This is a genomic window from Mycolicibacterium sp. XJ879 (assembly GCF_053483935.1).
Genome location: NZ_JBEFTH010000003.1, coordinates 491952 through 508869, shown reverse-complemented (window position 1 = coordinate 508869; position 16918 = coordinate 491952). Strand labels below are relative to the sequence as shown.

General features: G+C 67.2%; 18 protein-coding genes. 5 read left to right on the top strand and 13 right to left on the bottom strand.

Features of this window, described 5'->3' with window-relative positions; translation table 11 throughout:
- Positions 1–30: 30 nt before the first annotated feature.
- A complete protein-coding gene (locus ABQF13_RS09715; protein WP_448392506.1) occupies positions 31–972 on the bottom strand; it encodes an NAD(P)/FAD-dependent oxidoreductase in 942 nt (313 codons plus the stop codon).
- Positions 973–1049: 77 nt separating this feature from the next.
- On the opposite strand from ABQF13_RS09715, the gene ABQF13_RS09710 reads away from it, so the two are divergent.
- The 3 genes from ABQF13_RS09710 to ABQF13_RS09700 all read left to right on the top strand — a co-directional run bounded on the left by ABQF13_RS09710 (position 1050) and on the right by ABQF13_RS09700 (position 2875).
- Positions 1050–1532 carry a DUF4383 domain-containing protein gene (locus tag ABQF13_RS09710; protein ID WP_448392505.1) on the top strand — a complete coding sequence of 161 codons (483 nt, stop codon included), beginning with the start codon at positions 1050–1052 and terminating at the stop codon, positions 1530–1532.
- 87 nt (positions 1533–1619) lie between these two features.
- Positions 1620–2195, top strand: coding sequence for a CsbD family protein (locus tag ABQF13_RS09705; protein ID WP_448392504.1), 576 nt, complete (start codon positions 1620–1622; stop codon positions 2193–2195).
- Positions 2196–2197: 2 nt separating this feature from the next.
- Positions 2198–2875: an IF2 family translation initiation factor gene (locus tag ABQF13_RS09700; protein ID WP_448392503.1), complete on the top strand. Its 678-nt coding sequence runs from the start codon at positions 2198–2200 to the stop codon at positions 2873–2875.
- 6 nt (positions 2876–2881) lie between these two features.
- Here ABQF13_RS09700 and ABQF13_RS09695 read toward each other — a convergent pair whose 3' ends face one another.
- The gene (locus ABQF13_RS09695) at positions 2882–4294 is read right to left on the bottom strand and encodes an NCS2 family permease (protein ID WP_448392502.1); all 1413 of its coding nucleotides are present in this window, start codon (positions 4292–4294) and stop codon (positions 2882–2884) included.
- 10 nt (positions 4295–4304) lie between these two features.
- Positions 4305–4739, bottom strand: coding sequence for a MarR family winged helix-turn-helix transcriptional regulator (locus ABQF13_RS09690; RefSeq protein WP_448392501.1), 435 nt, complete (start codon positions 4737–4739; stop codon positions 4305–4307).
- 51 nt (positions 4740–4790) lie between these two features.
- Between ABQF13_RS09690 and ABQF13_RS09685 the strand changes: the two genes are divergently transcribed.
- A complete protein-coding gene (locus tag ABQF13_RS09685; protein ID WP_448392500.1) occupies positions 4791–5456 on the top strand; it encodes a TIGR03086 family metal-binding protein in 666 nt (221 codons plus the stop codon).
- On the opposite strand, the gene ABQF13_RS09680 is transcribed toward ABQF13_RS09685, so the two are convergent.
- The 3 genes from ABQF13_RS09680 to ABQF13_RS09670 all read right to left on the bottom strand — a co-directional run bounded on the left by ABQF13_RS09680 (position 5414) and on the right by ABQF13_RS09670 (position 8055).
- Positions 5414–5785, bottom strand: coding sequence for an NYN domain-containing protein (locus ABQF13_RS09680; protein WP_448392687.1), 372 nt, complete (start codon positions 5783–5785; stop codon positions 5414–5416). The genes ABQF13_RS09685 and ABQF13_RS09680 overlap by 43 nt on opposite strands.
- Positions 5786–6286: 501 nt before the next feature.
- Positions 6287–6625: an STAS domain-containing protein gene (locus tag ABQF13_RS09675; RefSeq protein ID WP_448392499.1), complete on the bottom strand. Its 339-nt coding sequence runs from the start codon at positions 6623–6625 to the stop codon at positions 6287–6289.
- A 191-nt stretch (positions 6626–6816) separates the two neighbouring features.
- The gene (locus tag ABQF13_RS09670; RefSeq protein WP_448392498.1) at positions 6817–8055 is read right to left on the bottom strand and encodes a DNA polymerase domain-containing protein; all 1239 of its coding nucleotides are present in this window, start codon (positions 8053–8055) and stop codon (positions 6817–6819) included.
- A gap of 65 nt (positions 8056–8120) precedes the next feature.
- Here ABQF13_RS09670 and fadD2 point away from each other — a divergent pair, with 65 nt between their 5' ends.
- Positions 8121–9809, top strand: a complete 1689-nt coding sequence (gene fadD2 / locus ABQF13_RS09665; protein WP_448392497.1) for a long-chain-fatty-acid--CoA ligase FadD2 — start codon at positions 8121–8123, stop codon at positions 9807–9809.
- 48 nt (positions 9810–9857) lie between these two features.
- Here fadD2 and ABQF13_RS09660 read toward each other — a convergent pair whose 3' ends face one another.
- From ABQF13_RS09660 to ABQF13_RS09630, 7 genes are read right to left on the bottom strand one after another with little or no spacing between them, the layout of a single operon-like run.
- Positions 9858–10175, bottom strand: coding sequence for a hypothetical protein (locus ABQF13_RS09660; protein WP_448392496.1), 318 nt, complete (start codon positions 10173–10175; stop codon positions 9858–9860).
- Positions 10176–10215: 40 nt separating this feature from the next.
- The gene (locus ABQF13_RS09655; protein ID WP_448392495.1) at positions 10216–10491 is read right to left on the bottom strand and encodes a hypothetical protein; all 276 of its coding nucleotides are present in this window, start codon (positions 10489–10491) and stop codon (positions 10216–10218) included.
- Between the two features lie 31 nt (positions 10492–10522).
- Positions 10523–12748, bottom strand: a complete 2226-nt coding sequence (locus ABQF13_RS09650; protein WP_448392494.1) for an acyl-CoA dehydrogenase family protein — start codon at positions 12746–12748, stop codon at positions 10523–10525.
- Positions 12726–14144: an MFS transporter gene (locus ABQF13_RS09645; protein WP_448392493.1), complete on the bottom strand. Its 1419-nt coding sequence runs from the start codon at positions 14142–14144 to the stop codon at positions 12726–12728. Before ABQF13_RS09645 ends, ABQF13_RS09650 begins: the two co-directional genes overlap by 23 nt.
- A complete protein-coding gene (locus tag ABQF13_RS09640) occupies positions 14110–15081 on the bottom strand; it encodes a 2-hydroxyacid dehydrogenase (RefSeq protein ID WP_448392492.1) in 972 nt (323 codons plus the stop codon). Before ABQF13_RS09640 ends, ABQF13_RS09645 begins: the two co-directional genes overlap by 35 nt.
- Entirely contained in the window at positions 15072–16214 is a 1143-nt protein-coding gene (locus ABQF13_RS09635; RefSeq protein ID WP_448392491.1) for an alpha/beta hydrolase family protein, read from the bottom strand. Before ABQF13_RS09635 ends, ABQF13_RS09640 begins: the two co-directional genes overlap by 10 nt.
- On the bottom strand, positions 16211–16834 hold the full coding sequence (locus ABQF13_RS09630; protein WP_448392490.1) for a TetR/AcrR family transcriptional regulator: 624 nt from the start codon (positions 16832–16834) through the stop codon (positions 16211–16213). Before ABQF13_RS09630 ends, ABQF13_RS09635 begins: the two co-directional genes overlap by 4 nt.
- Between the last annotated feature and the right edge of the window lie 84 nt (positions 16835–16918).

The window sequence follows — 16918 nt, the reverse complement described above, 5'->3', positions numbered from 1 at the left end:
CCAGCGGCGGATTACCCGCTGCTACCCGGCTTAGTCGCCGTCCGGCGGATAGGGCAGTTGGAATTCGTCGGCCAACAAGCTCTGGACGATGATCATCGCGGTTTGGGATCCCGCGGCGATGGCCCCGGCCACATACGGCTGTTCAGCGCACAGGTCGCCAGCGGCGAACACGCCCGGTGCGCTGGTTCGGTGCAGTGCGTCCACGCCGACGGTGTCGGCAGAAAGGGCGCCTTCGGCGCAGGCGGCGCCCAACTTTTCGGCAAGTGGCGAACGCTGGCGCAGCGGGGCTTCGACCAGGAGCCCGTCCCGCGGTAGCCGGTCACCGTCGGCGAATGCGATCGCGGTCAGCGTTCCGTCGTGGCTGATGAGTTCGACGACGCGGCGTTCGTCGATCGCGACGTTGGCTGCGTCCAGCCGTCGGCGCGCATCGGCGTCGAGTTCGGCGGCCCCGTCGGTGAGGAGGACGATGTCGTCGCTCCAGCCGCGCAGCATCAGCGCCGAGTGGACCGCTTCCTCCCCTGCGGCCAGGGTGGCCAGCCGCTTGTCCCGCATTTCCCAGCCGTGACAGAACGGGCATTGAAACACCGAGGTGCCCCACAGCGCGTCGAGCCCAGGAAGGTCCGGCGGGCAATATTGCATCCCGGTGGCCAGCAGTACCCGCCGGGCGGCTACCTGCTCACCGTTGTCCAGGTCCAGCAGAAACCGGTTGTCGACGGCGGCTCCGCTGACCACCTGACCCTCGCGGTACTGCACGCTCGGATATGCGGCCAACTCACGGCGCCCGGCCGCATACAGCTGGTCGGGCGCGCGGCCGTCGTGGCCCAGCAGCCCGCCGATCGCCGACGCCGCGGAGTTGCTCTGCTCGCCGGCGTCGACCAGCAGGGTGCGTCTGCGCGCCCGGCCCAACACCAACGCGGCGCTCAATCCCGCGGCGCCGCCGCCGACCACGACGCACTCCCAATCCTCACTCATGGCACGAGCGTTACCGGTGCTGCTGGTAGCGAAACTTTCGCGCGTTTCAACAGCGCCCGATCGGCTACCCGGCGGCCATGGCAACTCCAGGTACTCAAGGCAGTCCCGCGGCTTCACCGACGTCCGGCCGGGCACCCGTGCAGTGGGCGTCGCTCGCCGTCGGCGCGGTGTTTTTACTGGTGGGCGTGCTCGGCTTCGTCCCGGGCATCACCACGAACTACGACACGATGACGTTCGCCGGCCACCATTCCGGGGCCCTGCTGTTGGGCGTGTTCAACGTCTCGGTCCTGCACAACATCGTGCACCTGTTGTTCGGAGTGTTGGGGCTGGCGCTGTCGCGCACCTTCAACGGGGCGCGCGGTTTTCTGATCGTCAGCGGCATCGTCTATGCGTTGCTGTGGCTTTACGGGCTGATCATCGACCATGACTCCGCCGCCAACTTTGTGCCGCTCAACACTGCCGATGATTGGCTGCACTTCGGTCTGGCTGTCGGAATGCTCGCGTTGGGTCTGATTCTCGGGCGCACCCGCAACGCCCCCGATGACCGACGCCACGTGTAGTTGGGCCTTGGAGTGGGCCTGGGCACATCGCGTTTGACATCGCCGCGATCGGTGAAACCCGTCCCCAGACAGTTTCAGGAGGAACAAGTGACCCAGCACAACAAGGCTGATCAGGCGCGTAAGGGGATGCTCGCGTCGGTGAAGGGCAAGGCGAAAGAGATCGTCGGCGCCGTCACCGGCAACGACTCGCTTACCGCTGAGGGACAACTCGAGCAGACCGAGGCCCGCAAGCGCAAGGAGGCCAGCACCACCGCATCGGTGGCAGAGGCCGAAGCTGAGCAGGCGCGCGCCGAGGCCGCCGAAGCCCGCCTCGAAGGCGCCGCCGAGCGCACCGGGGTAGAGGCAGCGGCCGCGGCCGAAAAGCAACAGGCCGACCGGCAGCGGGCCGCCGAAAAGCGCACCGTGACCGAGGCCGCCCACCAGGACCTGGCTGCCGAGCGGCAGCAGGCCCAGCGCGATGCGCAACGGCAGGTGCAGGAGGCCCGGGCCGAAGAGCGTGCCGAAACCGCCGCCGCACACGCAGAAGCCGACGAGGCACTCGATGACCAATGGGAGTCCGTGCGGGCATCGGCGCATGACCGCGCTGACGCCGCGCGTGCCCGCGAGCGCGCCGAAGAACTGGCCGATGAGGCGGGCGTACCGAACGACCGGGAAGGGAGCTGACGATGAAAATCACCGATGTTCCGTTCGCAGTACTGCGCTTCCAGTATCAGCTCGCCCGGTTGCCCCTGCAGGTGATCGAGGAGCAGGTGGTCTCCCGGATGGACTCCGAGGCGCCGGCGCGGCTGTTCTATGAGCGTTCGCTCGGCAAGCTCGACGTCACCGTCGGAAGCGTGCTCGACGCCCCCGAGGTGGAACAGCGGGGCACGGCACTGCTCGAGCGCAGCGACGCGCTGCGCCGTGCCACCCAGCTCGAGGAGACCGCCACCGAGCGGGTCAAGCACGCCAACACCGAATTGAAGCGCACCCGCCAGGAAGCGGCTGAAGCCAAGAACCAGGCCCGCGAGGACAAGAACCAGCAAGTCAAGCAGGCACAAAGCAACGCTCAGCAGCGCAACCGCGCAGCGGTCGAGAATGCCGAAAACCGTATCTCCGGCGGTACCAAGCGGGCCGACGAAGTCGCTGAGCGGCGGAAGAAGTCCGTCGAATCGGCCAAGAACCAGGAGCGCGCCGAGATCACCAAGGCCGAACAGCAAGCCGCGGCGGCGGCCACCGCGAAGCTCAACGATTCGACGGACAAACGCGTCGCGGCGGCGAACAAGCGCTCCCAGGCCGACCAGATGTCAGATCTGGCCGACGCGGAGAAGCAGAAGCGCCAGGCCGACGGGGAAGCCGACAGCTGAGCGGCTTTACATGCCGATCAGCGACTCGATCCAGCCGCGGGCGAAGTAGAGCAGAAATCCCGCGGCCACGATCCACAGCAGCGGGCTGATTTCGCGGAACTTGCCGGTGGCCGAACGCAATACGACCCAGGCGATGAACCCGACGCCGATGCCGTTGGCGATCGAGTAGGAGAACGGCATCGCGACGACGGTGAGCACCACCGGCAGCGCAACCGAGAACTCCGAGAGGTCGATGTCACGCAGGTGCGATGCCATCATCACGCCGACGATGACCAGCGCGGCCGCTGCGACTTCGGTCGGCACCACGGACGCCAGCGGCGAGACGAACATCGCGGCCAGAAACAGCCCGCCGGTCACCAGGTTGGCCAAACCGGTCCTGGCGCCCTCACCGATGCCGGCGCCCGATTCGGCGAAGACGGTGTTCGACGACGCCGACGTCGCACCGCCCACGACCGCGCCAGTGCCCTCGACGATCAGCGCCGAGCGCAGGCGCGGGAAGGTGCCCTTCTCGTCGGCCAGGTCGGCCTCGCGGGACAGTCCGGTGAACGTGCCCATCGCGTCGAAGAAGTTCGCGAAAACCAGCGTGAACACGAACATGACGGCGGCGATCACACCGATGCGTCCGAAGCTGTCCAGGCTGACCGCGCCGACCAGCGACAGATCGGGCACCGCGAACGGCGAACCCGACAGCGTCGGCGCCCCCAACGACCAGCCGCCGGGATGCTCGGCCGCCGAGCCGAGATGCCAGATGGCCTCGATGACCACTGCGGCAGTGGTGCCCGCGGTAAGCCCGATCAAGATCGCGCCAGGCACCCGTCGAGCAACCAGAACCGCGGTGAGCAGCAACGTCACCACGAACACCACCGTCGGCACCGTGCTGATCGAACCGCTTCCGTCGCCGCCCAACCCCACCGGCGGGGACGGCAGCCCGGTGGCGCTGATGAAGCCGGCGTCGACCAGCCCGATGAACAGGATGAACAACCCGATGCCTGCCGTGATGGCCAGCTTGAGCGGCATCGGCACCGCATCGAACACCAGCCGGCGCAGCCCGGTGGCGGCCAGGACCACGATGATCACGCCGTTGACGACCACGAGGCCCATGGCCTCGGCCCAGGTCAGCGAGCCGACCAGGGTGGTGGCGACGAACGAGTTGATGCCAAGGCCGGCGGCGAACCCGAACGGTAGCCGCGCCACCAGGCCGAACAGGATGGTCATCACACCCGCGGCCAGCGCCGTCACCGCCGAGACCTGCTCGAACGCCAGGCTGTTGCCTGCGACGTCGTCGCTGCCCCCGAGGATGCTCGGGTTGAGCACGATGATGTAGGCCATCGCGATGAACGTGACCAGGCCACCGCGAACCTCGGTCGCCACCGTCGATCCCCGCGCCGAGATCTCGAAGAAGCGATCGAGGCGGTTCATCCGTCTGAGCTTATGGGCGCCGCCCAGAGCCCGTCATCTCGGCGAGCGCGCGCAGAAACACCCGTCGGTCTCCGGCCGAGAGCACTGAAAGCCACTGCTCCTCGCCGCGTTGGATGTCGGCCTGCGCCGCATCCTTTACCGCCCGGCCGGTGTCGGTGATCGCCAGCAGGCGCACCCGCCGGTCGTCGGGGTCGGGTCTGCGCTCGATGTAGCCCTTGGCCTGCAGTTCGTCGAGCGTGGGAATGATGCGCGTCTTGTCGGCGCCGATGGCGGAGGCCAGCGCGGCCTGGGTGCGCACCGGCGCGTTGTCGAGTGCCAGGAGTACGGCGTACCCCCACATCGACAGCCCGTGTTCGGCCAGCACGGGCTGCTCGGCGGCGATCAACTCGCGGATGAGTGGGGCGAGCATCGCGGCCAGGTCGGGGCGGTTGGCCTCGAAGGGCATGACCGGATATTAGGCATTGACCAATCATAGACGTGTGCCTATCGTAAGCGCATGCATACGAATATCTCTGACGTCCGACCGCTGCATCGCCGCGCCGTCACCGCATCCGTCGACGTCGTCGCGGGCGTGACAACTGAGGACCTCGACCGTTCGACGCCGTGCGCGGGTTGGGATCTTGCCGATCTGCTGGCGCATATGACCGTGCAGCATTACGGGTTCGCCGCGGCGGCCCACGGACAGGGCGCAGACCTGGCGGTCTGGGCGCCCGCCACGGTGGCCGATACGGTCCGGGCCGATCCCGCGGCAGCGTACGCCGCGGCAGCAGCCGAGGTGCTCGCCGCGTTCGACGCCGACGGCGTGCTCGACGCCACCTTCGCCATGCCCGAATTCGGGCCTGGCGCAACCATTCCCGGCGAGATGGCGATCGGCTTCCACTTCGTGGACTATGTCGTGCATGCCTGGGACGTCGCCCGCTCGCTTGGCGTGGCGTTCACGCCAGAGGCCGACGTGCTGAGTGCCGTGCTGCCGCTGGCGCTGGCCGTCCCCGACGGCGACATCCGCACCGCGCCGAACTCTCCGTTCGCCAAGGCGCTCGATGTCAGCACGGCGGCAGGGAACTTCGACCGGCTCCTGCTGCACCTGGGCCGCCCGCCCGAGTGGGCGCCGGCCGCCGCTCAGCTCGGATCGACGAGGTTGCGCAACCTCTCCGCCGGGTAGACCGCTGCACCAGCGGCCCGGACCCGCTCGGACAGCGCGCGATCAGAGGTGGCGACAACGACGTCGGCGGGGTGCTCGTCGGCGAGCACCAACCGCACGATCTCGTCGTCGGCGGAGTTCGCCGCGGCTCGCGGTGCGTGGGCGATGGTGATGACGGAGGACTCGATGGGCGGCGATGGCGGACGTTCGAAGACCACCGTGACGTGGTCGTCTTCGGGAGCCCATCGCTCGAGGTGGCCGACGAGCGTGGCCATCGCCCCGGCCCGGTTACGCCACCAGCCATCGGGGCGCGACCCGATGACGTTCATGCCGTCAACGATCCAGTGCATATGCCCGCCCGTGCGGTGCGGAAGGCGTAGCGCGAAGCGCCGCTGGGTATGCATTCAAGGACACGCAATGAGAACGGAGGAGATGTTGGCACTCCAATGTCATCGCAGTCGAGTGATTTCCGCCGCGGCGCTCATCGGTGCGCTTGCGGCAGTACCCGCGGTCGTGGTGGTGGCTGGTCAAACCAACCCGACCCTACTACCGAGGGCGCAGTCGTGCACCAACGAGATGACCGGCAGCATCAGGATCGCCGACTGCATACCGAGTGTGAACCCACCGGAAAGGCATATCGATGAGCGGGGCCCGAACCAATTGCCCACGCTGTACGGGATTCCGTGCGGCGGTAGCGAGTGCCTCGGCCTGAGCCGGGCGTTACAGGGCGCTGCGGCGCCGACGCCGGATACCGAGGTGCGAAGCAACCCCTAGGGGCGCTTGTCGTGCCGCCGACCGAGCAGGTATCCCAGCCAGCGAATATCGAGTAGCACGGTATTTGGACCTTTCCGCTATGCGGTCTTCTTGGTCAGCAACGGCAGCAGGCGGCGGCGTTCGTCGATACCTGCGGCGAATCGGTGAAGGGCGTCGGGCACAGAGGCGGCGACCGGGAAGCCGGCCGCGACGCCGCCGAGCGCGTCCTCCACCGCGGCGCTGGTGATCAACGCCCACTGGACCTCGGTGGCAAAGCAGGCTTCGTCTACGCCGTAGAACAACGAAACACATTGCGGGGTAAACGAAGTCACACCACTCAGGTCGAGCACGAAGCCCTTCTCGGCGAGCACGAACCGCCGGGCGAACGCCGTAACGCGCTCGATGTTGGTGTCATCGACGACACCGCTGATGGTCACGACTGTGGCCAGTTGGCGACAAACCGCGTGAATCTGGGCCCCAGCGCAGTCGAATGACGGATTTCCGTACACCACTGCCTCCTCTCGAGGTCCTCAACTTGAAGTCCAAGGTAGGCGGCCAATCTAAGGCAACCGGGAGTGGTGGCTAATACTTTGGTAAGGAAGCCGTTTTCGGCCGCAGTAGCAAATCGTCAGTCGCGGCGCATCCATTGCGGACCCGAATAGTTCTCCCACGGGTCGTAATCGGCGAGCAGGAGTTCCTGTGGTGGCCGCTGTTTTTCCGGCACATGCTGCAGGTTGATCCGGATCCGATACCAGATCGAACTCGGCCCGCGCATGCCGTCGACGAGAACATCTGCGGGCCGCAGCTTTTCGGCTACCGACGGGTAACGTTGGCGCCACTCGTCAAGGGCTGCCATCGCCTCGTCCTTGGTTTTGGTGCGGGCGATCTCGATGAGCGGCTTCGAGGAGACCCGGCGGCCGGCCGAGCTCTTCTTGGCGCCGCGCGGCGCCTTCTCGGGCGGGCCGAGCCGGTCCGCGAGGTCGAGCAGGGCCTCCAGCGAACCGGCCGAGTCGTCCATGTCCGCCCACGGGTCGCCGATGGCCTCGAACCGTTTGGGCACCGTCGCGATCGTGAACTCCTCGGGCTGACAGTCGGGCACTTCGCCCCACCGCAGCGGTGTCGAGACCCGCGCGTCGGGCGTCGCGCGTACCGAGTACGCCGAGGCGACCGTGCGGTCGAAGGCGTTCTGGTTGAAGTCGACGAACACGCCTTCGCGTTCCTCTTTCCACCAGCGGGCGGTGGCCTGATCCGGTGCGCGCCGCTCGACCTCGCGGGCCACCGCCTGCGCGGCGAGGCGGACGAACTTGAACGGCCACCGCCGTTGGATGCGCGCATAGATGTGAAAGCCGCGCGATCCCGACGTCTTGGGCCACGCCGTCAGCCCGTGGTCCTCGAGGACCTCACGGGCGACCAGGGCGACGTCGACGATCTGGCGCCACGTCACGCCGGGCATCGGGTCGAGGTCGACGCGCAACTCGTCGGGGTGTGCGAGGTCGTCGGCCCTTACCGGATGCGGGTTCAAATCGACGCAGCCCATGTTCACCGCCCACACCAGCCCGGCGGCGTCGGAGATGACGGCCTCGGCGGCCGACGTCCCCGACGCGTATTTCAACTCCGCAACGTCGACGTACTCGGGTCGCTTCGCGGGTGCGCGCTTCTGGAAGACCGCTTCTTCGGTGATGCCCTTGACGAACCGCTTGAGGATCATCGGCCGGTCCGCGACCCCGCGCAGGGCGCCGTCGGCCACCGCGAGGTAGTAGTGGATCAGATCGATTTTGGTGACCCCGAGATCGGGAAAGATCACCTTGTCGGGGTTGGTGACCCGCACCTGCCTGCCGCCCACCTCGAGCTGGAGCGGACCGGCCATGTCGCCATGGTAGTTGCGCGCAGCATTCCTGCCGCCGTGCGACGCAAGTCACATATTGTGGCGGTATGCCCAAGCTGACAGATGTCCCGACGCTGGCCGCGGCCAAAGCGCAGCAGCTTCTCGAACGCGGCTCGGCCGAATTGCACTACTTCACCAAGATGTTCGGCGCTGGAGCGTTCAAGCTCGAGCCGCCCCAGAACATCGCCGCGATGTTGGCGGACATCCGGCGCTGGGGTGAGTTCGGGATGATCCCGGCGCTCAACGCCCGCCGCACCCCGGACCGCGCCGCGGTGATCGACGACGACGGCGAGATCACGTTCGGTGAACTCGACCACGCGGCGCACTGTGTGGCCAACGGCCTGCTGGCGATGGGCGTCAAGGGCGGCGACGGGGTCGCCATCCTGGCGCGCAACCACCGCTGGTTCCTCATCGCGTTCTACGGTGCCGCCCGCGTCGGCGCCCGCATCATCATGCTCAACAGCGAGTTCTCCGGCCCGCAAATCAAGGAGGTCTCCGAGCGCGAGGGTGCCAAGCTGATCATCTACGACGACGAGTATGCCGATGCGGTCGCCAAAGCCGAACCGCCCCTTGGCAAGTTGCGTGCGTTGGGGAAGAACCCCGATAAGGAGCAGCCGTCGGGCAGCACCGACGAGACCCTCGCCGACGTCATCGCCCGCAGCACCGGGCGGCCCGCACCCAAGGCCAGCAAGCACTCGTCAGTCATCATCTTGACCAGCGGCACCACCGGAACCCCGAAGGGCGCCAACCGCAGCACACCGCCCACGCTGGCGCCTATCGGCGGCGTGCTCTCGCACGTGCCGTTCCGGGCCAACGAGGTTACGTCGCTGCCCGCGCCGATGTTTCACGCGCTGGGTTTCCTGCACGCCACCATCGCGATGATGCTGGGCACCACGCTGGTGCTGCGCCGCCGCTTCAAACCGGCCACCGTGCTCGAGGACGTCGAGAAACACAAGGTGACCGCCATCGTCGTGGTGCCGGTGATGTTGTCGCGCATGCTCGACACCCTCGAGGGCATGGAGCGTAAACCCGACCTGTCGTCGCTGCGCATCGTGTTCGTGTCCGGCTCGCAGCTCGGGGCCGAGCTGGCGACCCGGGCGCTCGAGGACCTCGGCCCGGTCGTCTACAACCTCTACGGGTCCACCGAGATCGCGTTCGCCACGATCGCGCGGCCGCAGGATCTGAAGAAGAACCCGGCCACCGTCGGGCCCGTGGTCAAGGGTGTGAAGGTCAAGATCCTCGACGACGACGGCAACGAGTTGCCGCAGGGCGAGGTGGGCCGGATCTTCGTCGGCAACTTCTTCCCGTTCGAGGGCTACACCGGCGGTGGGCACAAGCAGATCGTCGACGGCCTGATGTCCTCGGGTGATGTCGGCTATTTCGACGAGGACGGACTGCTCTTCGTCAGCGGCCGCGATGACGAAATGATCGTGTCCGGCGGCGAGAACGTGTTCCCCGCCGAGGTCGAGGACCTGATCAGCGGCCATCCTGACGTTGTAGAGGCCACCGCGATCGGCGTGGAGGACAAGGAGTGGGGCCACCGCCTGCGGGCCTTCGTCGTCAAGACCGACGGCGCGTCCATCGGTGAGGACGACATCAAGCACTACGTGCGCGATCACCTCGCCCGCTACAAGGTTCCGCGTGAGGTCGTCTTCCTCGATGAACTGCCGCGAAATCCGACCGGCAAGATCCTCAAGCGCGAACTCCGGGAAATAGAAGTCGGCGAGCAGACGTGAAAAACCCGAAAAGCGAGGGTTTTTAGGGGAGTTTGCGTCTGCTCACGGTCAATTGGAGCCCATCATCGCGGCGCCGGGAACCGACAGGCAGACCAGCATCAGCAGGAGCAGAAACCAGCCGGCGCCCTGCCACGCCACCCAGCCGCTGTCCTGGGCCTTCCACATCCGGTAGGTCCTGACGAACGCAACGATGCCGCCGATGAGCAGGATCGCGGGCACGGTCGAGGCCGCGACGACCGAGGTTCGGTCGACGAACGCGTAGATCGCGAACGCGGCAGCGGCGATGGCGATCACCACGGCCCCGTACTTGACGGCCGCACGAAACGCGTCGGGCCGGTTGAACCGCTTCTCAACGTCGTTGGTCATAACACCTGTGTTTCCGTAGTTGTGGCCGCTAAAACGAACGTCACGGACCGTTGATGTACCAGGACAGACAACCGGGGAAGCCGCGGCAGGCGATCACTGCGTTCTGGTCGGGCAATCCGCCGCGCACCTTCGGCGGCCGCGGGCCGAAGTTGCACGACGTCACGTACGGGTTGCCCGGGGCGATGCCGTCGTAGCAGGGCGCAGCCTCGTGCTGGGCTGCCGGTTGGTCAATCAGCACAGTGGGCGCGACGAACAGGCCCACCGCCGCCGCGCCGACGGCCAGCACCCGCGCTGTGCGAACCCTCAGGCTGCTCATTCCACCAGGTTACGCCCGGTGGCAACCCGTTTTACGGATCGCGCGGCAGGCCGAGCAACCGCTCGGCGATGATATTGAGCTGCACCTCGGTGGTGCCGCCGTAGATCGTGGTGGCCCGGCTGCCGAGCAGGTACTCGATCCACCTGCCCTGGGTTTCGTCGGGTTCGGCGATCGCGCCGTCGGTGCCGAACGACGTCACCGCGAACTCCGCGTAGCCCTGCCCCGTCTTCATCGACAACAGCTTCGAGATCGCGGCGGCGGGCATCGGGTCACCGCCTGCCAGGGTCAGCAGCGTCGAACGCATGTTGAGGATCTTGGCGGCGTGACCCTCGGCGATCAGGTGACCGGCGTGGTTCTGCTCGATCTGGTCGAACTGGCCGTCGCGAATGAACTCCACGAACCCGTTGAGGTTGGCCAAGAACGGCGGCTCGCTGCTGCCGATCGAAACCCGCTCTGCGGTCAGCGTGTTGCGGCTTACCTCCCAGCCGCGGTTCACCTCCCCGAGAACCATGTCGTCGGGCACGAACACGTCGTCGATGAAGACGGTGTTGAACATCGCGTTGCCGGTCAGCTCCCGCAGCGGCTTGACCTCGACGCCGTCGCTGGCCATGTCGAGCAGGAAGTAGGTGATGCCATTGTGTTTCGGAGCGCTGGGGTCGGTACGGGCCAGCAGGGCACCCCACTGCGAGTACTGCGCACCGGTGGTCCAGATCTTCTGCCCGCTGATCCGCCAGCCGCCGTCGACCTTGGTGGCTTTGGTGCTCAGGCTGGCCAGGTCCGAACCGGCGCCGGGCTCGGAAAACAGCTGACACCAGATCATCTCGCCGCGGAACGTCGGCGGCAGGAAGCGCTGCTTCTGCTCATCGGTGCCGAACGCGACGATCGACGGGATGATCCAGGCGGCGATGCCCATGGCCGGGCGCTTGACCCGTCCCGTTTCGAATTCCTGAGCGATGATGATCTGCTCGACGGGTCCGGCCGAACGGCCCCACGGCTTGGGCAGGTGCGGCTGCACCCAGCCACCCTCCGCGATCGCGGTGTTGCGCTCTTCACTCGGAATCGCTTTGAGCCCAGCGACTTCCGCGCGGATCTCGTCACGCAGCTTTTCGGTATCCGGATCGAGGTCGATGTTGAGTGGGCGCATCCCCGCGTTGGTCGCGACGTCGACGACCTGCTGCGGATAGTCGGCGAGGCGCCCGAACGCCGCCGCCAGCACCAGCGCGCGCCGGTAGTACACGTTGGTGTCGTGCTCCCAGGTGAAGCCGATACCGCCGTGCACCTGGATGCAGTCCTGGGCGCAGTGTTGAGCGGCCACCGGGGCCAGGGTCGCGGCGACGGCCGCGGCGAACTCGAACGCGCTGTCGTCGGCGCTGTTCTCGGTGCCTTCACGCGCTTCGTCGATGGCGCGGGCCGCGTCCCACACCGCGGCGGTGGCCCGTTCGGTCTCGGCGATCATGTTCGCGCACTTGTGCTTGACGGCCTGGAACTGGCCGATCGGGCGGCCGAACTGCTCGCGGATCTTGGCGTACTCCGACGCGGTGTCGGTGGCCCAGCGCGCGACGCCGATGCACTCGGCCGACAACAGCGTCGAGATCAGCGCGCGCGCCAGCGTCGGGCTCAGGTTCTGCAACACTCGGTCGTCGCCGACCTCCACGGCGTTGGCGCGCACATGGGCCACTGGCCGCAGCGGGTCGACGCTCTTGACGGGTTCGATCTCGAGCTGGCCGGCGTCGAGCACCACCCACTTGGAACCGCTCGTTCCCTCCTCCAGGCCGGCGACGGGGAGCACCAGCAGGGACGCCTGCGCGGCGGCCGCCACCGCGCGCACTTCGCCGCGGATGACGAGGCGCGCCGAATCGTCTTCGCTCTGCCGGGTGGCGGTCAGCCCGGAGTCGATGGCGTATGTGGCGATGGTGCTGCCGGACGCCAGGTCGTTGAGCAGTTTGGCGTCAGGGTCGTGCGCTGCGATGAGCGCGCTGGCGATGGCTGACGGGACGAACGGCCCCGGCACCGCTCCGTAGCCGAACTCGGCGAGGACGATGGCCAGCTCGAGGATGCCGAACCCCTGTCCGTCGACGCTCTCGGCGAGGTGCACCCCCTGAAGACCCTGCTCGGCCGCGGACTTCCAGTACGGCGGCGGGTTCGGGATCGGTGTTTCCAGCGCTTCGTGCAGCACCTCCGACGGCGCCACCCGCTCCACCAGGGACCGCACCGAATCGGCGAGGTCGTTGTGCTCAGTGCTGATTGCGATCGGCATGGTCGTCTTCCCTCGTATCGTCTGTCCCCAAACTAACCGGTGGGTTGGGACCGAGGCTACCTTGACGCGATCGGTCCCGAGCAGGCGTGGCGCGCAACGTGGCCACTACGACCGCCGAGAGCACCATCACCGCGCCCACCGTCCACATTCCGGCCCGCTCGCTTCCGGTGAGATCGACGAGTGCGCCGGTCACATACGGTGCGGCGAAGCCGCCGAGGTTGCCGACCGAGTTGATCAACGCGATCGCGCCGGCGGCGGCCACCCCGGTCAGGAATCGCGACGGCAACGCCCAGAAACTGGGTATCGCGCTGAACACCCCGACCGCGACGACGGCGACCGCGATCATCACCAGGACCGGGCCGTCCAGATACAGCGCGACCGGAATAGTCAGGCCGCCGATCAGCATCGGGACCCCGACGTGCCACACGTGTTCGCCGGTCCGGTCGGCGTGGCGCGACCACATATACATCCCGATCGCCGCGCAGGCGTAGGGGATCGCGGTGATCATCCCGATCTGCAGGATCGACAGCGTGAGCCCGAAGCTCTGCTGGAAACCGGAGATGATCGACGGCAAGAAGAACGCCAGCGCGTACAGGCCGTAGGCGATCCCGAAGTACACCACCGCCAGCGCCCAGATCCGCGGGCTGCTCAACGCGCGCCGCAGCGAGAAGTCGAAGTGCTCGCTGACCTGACGCTCTTCGTCGGCCAATACCTCGACGAGCCAGCGGCGTTCCTCGTCGGTGAGCCAGCGCGCGTCGGCGGGTTCGTCGGTGAGGTAGAACCAGCACACCACCCCGAGCACCACCGCCGGGATGCCGCAGCAGATCATCATGAACTGCCAGCCGGCCCCGAAGACGTCGTCGCCGACGTGGATCAGCCATGCCGCCAGCGGTGTGCCGACGGCGGCGGCGATCGGGGTGGCCAGCATGAACATCGCGACGATGCGGGCCCGGTAGCCGCTGGGAAACCAGCGGCTCAGGTAGAAGATGACGCCGGGAAACAGCCCCGCCTCGGCGACCCCCAGCAAGAACCGCAACACCAGCAGGGTGGCTGCGTTGGGGGCAAATCCGATGGCCACCACGACAATTCCCCACGACACCGCGATCCGGGCCAGCCAGCGTCGCGCACCGAACTTGTGCAGCGCGAGGTTCGACGGCACCTCCACCAGGACGTAGCCGATGAAGAAGATGCCCGCCGCAAAACCGAACATGGTCGCTGACAGCTGCAGGTCTTCGCTGATGCTGGCTTTCGCGATGCCGAGGTTGGTCCGGTCCAGATAGTTGACGAAGTACAGCGCCATCAGAAACGGCACCAACCGCACGACGGCTTTGCGCACGGTGCGGGCCCGCAGCGACGGCGCGCTAATGGCGTTTCCCGTCGACCGCGTTGACCACATTCTCCAGGCCGTGGCCCTCCTGCAGCCGCCGGCAATTGGCCACGGCGTGGGTCAGGTAGCGCTGCATGGTGTCGACGGTGTACCAGCTGACGTGCGGGGTGAGCACCACGTTGTCCAGGCGCAGCAGCGGGTTGTCGGGGGAGACCGGTTCGGTGGCGAACACGTCGAGCCCGGCCGCGGCCAGCCGACGGGCGCGCAGCGTCTCGGTCAGCGCGATCTCGTCCACGATCGGACCACGCGAGGTGTTCACCAGCACCGCTTCGGGTTTCATCCGGGCCAGCGCGGTCGCGTCGAGCAGGCCCAGCGTCTGGTTGGTCAGCGGAAGGTGCAGCGAGACGATGTCGCTGGCGGCCAACAGGTCCGGCAGCGACCGCCAGCCGGGATGCCCGTCGTCTGCAGTGCTGGTGTGCAGCACCTTCGATGGCGGTGTGCCCATCGCGACCACGATCCGTTCGACGCGTCTTGCGATGTTGCCGTAGCCGATGAGCCCGACGGTGCAGCCGCTGATGTCGCGCACGGTCTCACCGAGGCTGGGGTCCGACGGCCAGCCCCGTCCCTCGCGGGTGGCGCGGTCCAGTTCGATCAGCCGGCGCAGCGCGGCCAGCATCAGCAACACCGTGCCTTCGGCTACCGACGCTGCGTTGGCTCCCGGCATGTTGGCCACCGCGATACCCAGCCGGCTGGCGGTGTCGACGTCGACCGTGTTGACCCCGGCGCCCAGCTTGTGCACGAGCCGCAGCCGACTCGCCTTCTCCAGGTCGGCGCCCGAGATCGGGCGCAGCACATGCCAGAGCACGTCGGCGTCGGGTAACTCGCGGTAGAATGTGTCGTCGTCATCGGCTGCGCAGTAGCGGATGTCAAGCCAATCAATGTGCGGGGCAAGGGATTCGGCGACCTTGTCACCAGGCGCGAAGTGGGCGAGGACTTTTAACGCCATCGCTTCGCAATCCACTTGGCGATCAGGTCGGCCTTCTCGCTGCGGGCCCCGGGCGTGGTGAAGTAGTGGTCGGTGTCGACCGAGCACGGCGTCTTGTCGGTGCTTGCCAGCGCGTCATAGATGCGCTTGGCGTCCGACGGGTAGACCCCGGTGTCCTGCTCGGCGTTGATCACCATTGCGGGACAGTCGATTCGGGCCAAGTGCGGTTCGGCGCGGGTCTGGGCGTGACGCAGGCTCCACATGCCGATCCAGTTGCGCAGCGTGGATGCCGCGGCGATGCCGTGCGCCGAGCGGTTGGCCTTCACCGGGACGCCGGCGTAACACATGTTGGGCGGTCGTTTCGTCGGTTCCAGGGTCGGATCGACCATGCGCGGATCAGCCCAGGTGCGCATCACCGTAAACGGGCGGTCCGAGTAGCCGGCGGCGCGCACCCGCTTGAGTTCGGTGTCGGCCCAGTCGGTGATCGCGTGATTGCGGGCGATCTGGGCGGCGCGGTAGCGCTCGACGAACTCCGCAGAGTACGGCGGCCCGTTCCGCTCGTTGAAGAGGTCCAGGTCGGGATCGGTTGCGACGGCGTTGTTCTCGTCGGTCACCGCACCGTCCATCCAGGCGGTGAGCACGTCCGGCCGGCCGGGGTGCGCGGCGCTGGCGATGTAGCCGTCGGCGGGCGGCAGGTCGCTGAGACCGGCTGCCGGCCGCATCCCGAGCAGCGGTGTCACATGCGGGTCGACGGCCTGCGCCTGATAAGCCGCCATCAACGACCCGCCACCGGAGTTGCCGAGCAGCACAACGGTTTCCACCCCGGCGACCTCACGCAGCCAGCGCACCCCGACGCCGATGTCGACCAGCGCATGGTCGAGCAGGAAGCTGCTCTCGAAGCCGCGGTAGCGGGTGTTCCAGCCCAGAAAACCGATGCCGCGGGTGGCCATGTAGTCGGCCAGATAGTGCTCGGAGAAATCGATCTGGTAGTGCGTGGCGATCATGGCCACCTTGGGTTTACGGCCCAGCCCGCGGTGGTAGAGGCCCTGGCACGGATGGCCGCCGGCGCCTGCTCGGCGCGCGGTCGCCGAGTCGAGCCCGACGAACTCGCGGGTGACACCCGGCGCGCCGCCATTCACCGGTGTTCTGCTCATCTGGGTCCCTTGCAGTAGATCGTCCGGTAGAAGATGTTGGCCAGCGTGGTGATGCACGCTTCGTCGTTCACGGCGGCCGTTCCCTCGCCCGACAGCTGCGTGTAGCAGAACTGGTTGAGCATCGACACCAGCGCCACCGCGATCAGGTGTGGATCGTCGTCGCGGCAAAACCCTTGCCGCGCTGCATGTTTGACCATCTTAGTGATCAGCGCGATCGGCAGCGCGCAGATGTCCTTCCAGTACTGGGCGAAGTCGTCGTTGACCATCGCCAGCTGTGACACGCTGATCATCTCGGCCAGCCGGTCGCGGTACGTGGTCCAGTGCGCGGTGGCGGCCTGATGCGAGCGTTCCCAGTTGGTCAGCGCGGGATCCTCCGCGCCGCGGGACCGTTGCCTGGCCTCGTCGCGGAACCGCACGGCCCACTCGCGGACCATCGCTTCCTTGGAGTCGTAGTAGTTGTAGAACGACGCCGTGGACCGTCCGGCTTCGGCCGCGATATCTGAGATCGTCGTGGCCAGAATGCCTTTGCGTGCAATCACCGCGCGGGCGGCGGCGTCGATGGCCGCCTTGGTCTGCCTGCCGCGCACGGTCGGCAGCGGCATGCGCGGCGTGACGGTCATTCCGGTGGACTCCTTCGAATGCCATTGCTCGAAACTGAACCTGATGTTAGATTCAGTTTGCGTTCTTGGCCATAGGTTCGCCCG

Bases quoted from the DNA above. Each gene is read 5' to 3' on its own strand.
- ABQF13_RS09715 (WP_448392506.1), bottom strand. From the start codon at position 972: ATGAGTGAGGATTGGGAGTGCGTCGTGGTCGGCGGCGGCGCCGCGGGA.
- ABQF13_RS09710 (WP_448392505.1), top strand. From the start codon at position 1,050: ATGGCAACTCCAGGTACTCAAGGCAGTCCCGCGGCTTCACCGACGTCC.
- ABQF13_RS09700 (WP_448392503.1), top strand. From the start codon at position 2,198: ATGAAAATCACCGATGTTCCGTTCGCAGTACTGCGCTTCCAGTATCAG.
- ABQF13_RS09695 (WP_448392502.1), bottom strand. From the start codon at position 4,294: ATGAACCGCCTCGATCGCTTCTTCGAGATCTCGGCGCGGGGATCGACG.
- ABQF13_RS09690 (WP_448392501.1), bottom strand. From the start codon at position 4,739: ATGCCCTTCGAGGCCAACCGCCCCGACCTGGCCGCGATGCTCGCCCCA.
- ABQF13_RS09685 (WP_448392500.1), top strand. From the start codon at position 4,791: ATGCATACGAATATCTCTGACGTCCGACCGCTGCATCGCCGCGCCGTC.
- ABQF13_RS09680 (WP_448392687.1), bottom strand. From the start codon at position 5,785: ATGCACTGGATCGTTGACGGCATGAACGTCATCGGGTCGCGCCCCGAT.
- ABQF13_RS09670 (WP_448392498.1), bottom strand. From the start codon at position 8,055: ATGGCCGGTCCGCTCCAGCTCGAGGTGGGCGGCAGGCAGGTGCGGGTC.
- fadD2 (WP_448392497.1), top strand. From the start codon at position 8,121: ATGCCCAAGCTGACAGATGTCCCGACGCTGGCCGCGGCCAAAGCGCAG.
- ABQF13_RS09660 (WP_448392496.1), bottom strand. From the start codon at position 10,175: ATGACCAACGACGTTGAGAAGCGGTTCAACCGGCCCGACGCGTTTCGT.
- ABQF13_RS09655 (WP_448392495.1), bottom strand. From the start codon at position 10,491: ATGAGCAGCCTGAGGGTTCGCACAGCGCGGGTGCTGGCCGTCGGCGCG.
- ABQF13_RS09650 (WP_448392494.1), bottom strand. From the start codon at position 12,748: ATGCCGATCGCAATCAGCACTGAGCACAACGACCTCGCCGATTCGGTG.
- ABQF13_RS09645 (WP_448392493.1), bottom strand. From the start codon at position 14,144: ATGTGGTCAACGCGGTCGACGGGAAACGCCATTAGCGCGCCGTCGCTG.
- ABQF13_RS09640 (WP_448392492.1), bottom strand. From the start codon at position 15,081: ATGGCGTTAAAAGTCCTCGCCCACTTCGCGCCTGGTGACAAGGTCGCC.
- ABQF13_RS09635 (WP_448392491.1), bottom strand. From the start codon at position 16,214: ATGAGCAGAACACCGGTGAATGGCGGCGCGCCGGGTGTCACCCGCGAG.
- ABQF13_RS09630 (WP_448392490.1), bottom strand. From the start codon at position 16,834: ATGACCGTCACGCCGCGCATGCCGCTGCCGACCGTGCGCGGCAGGCAG.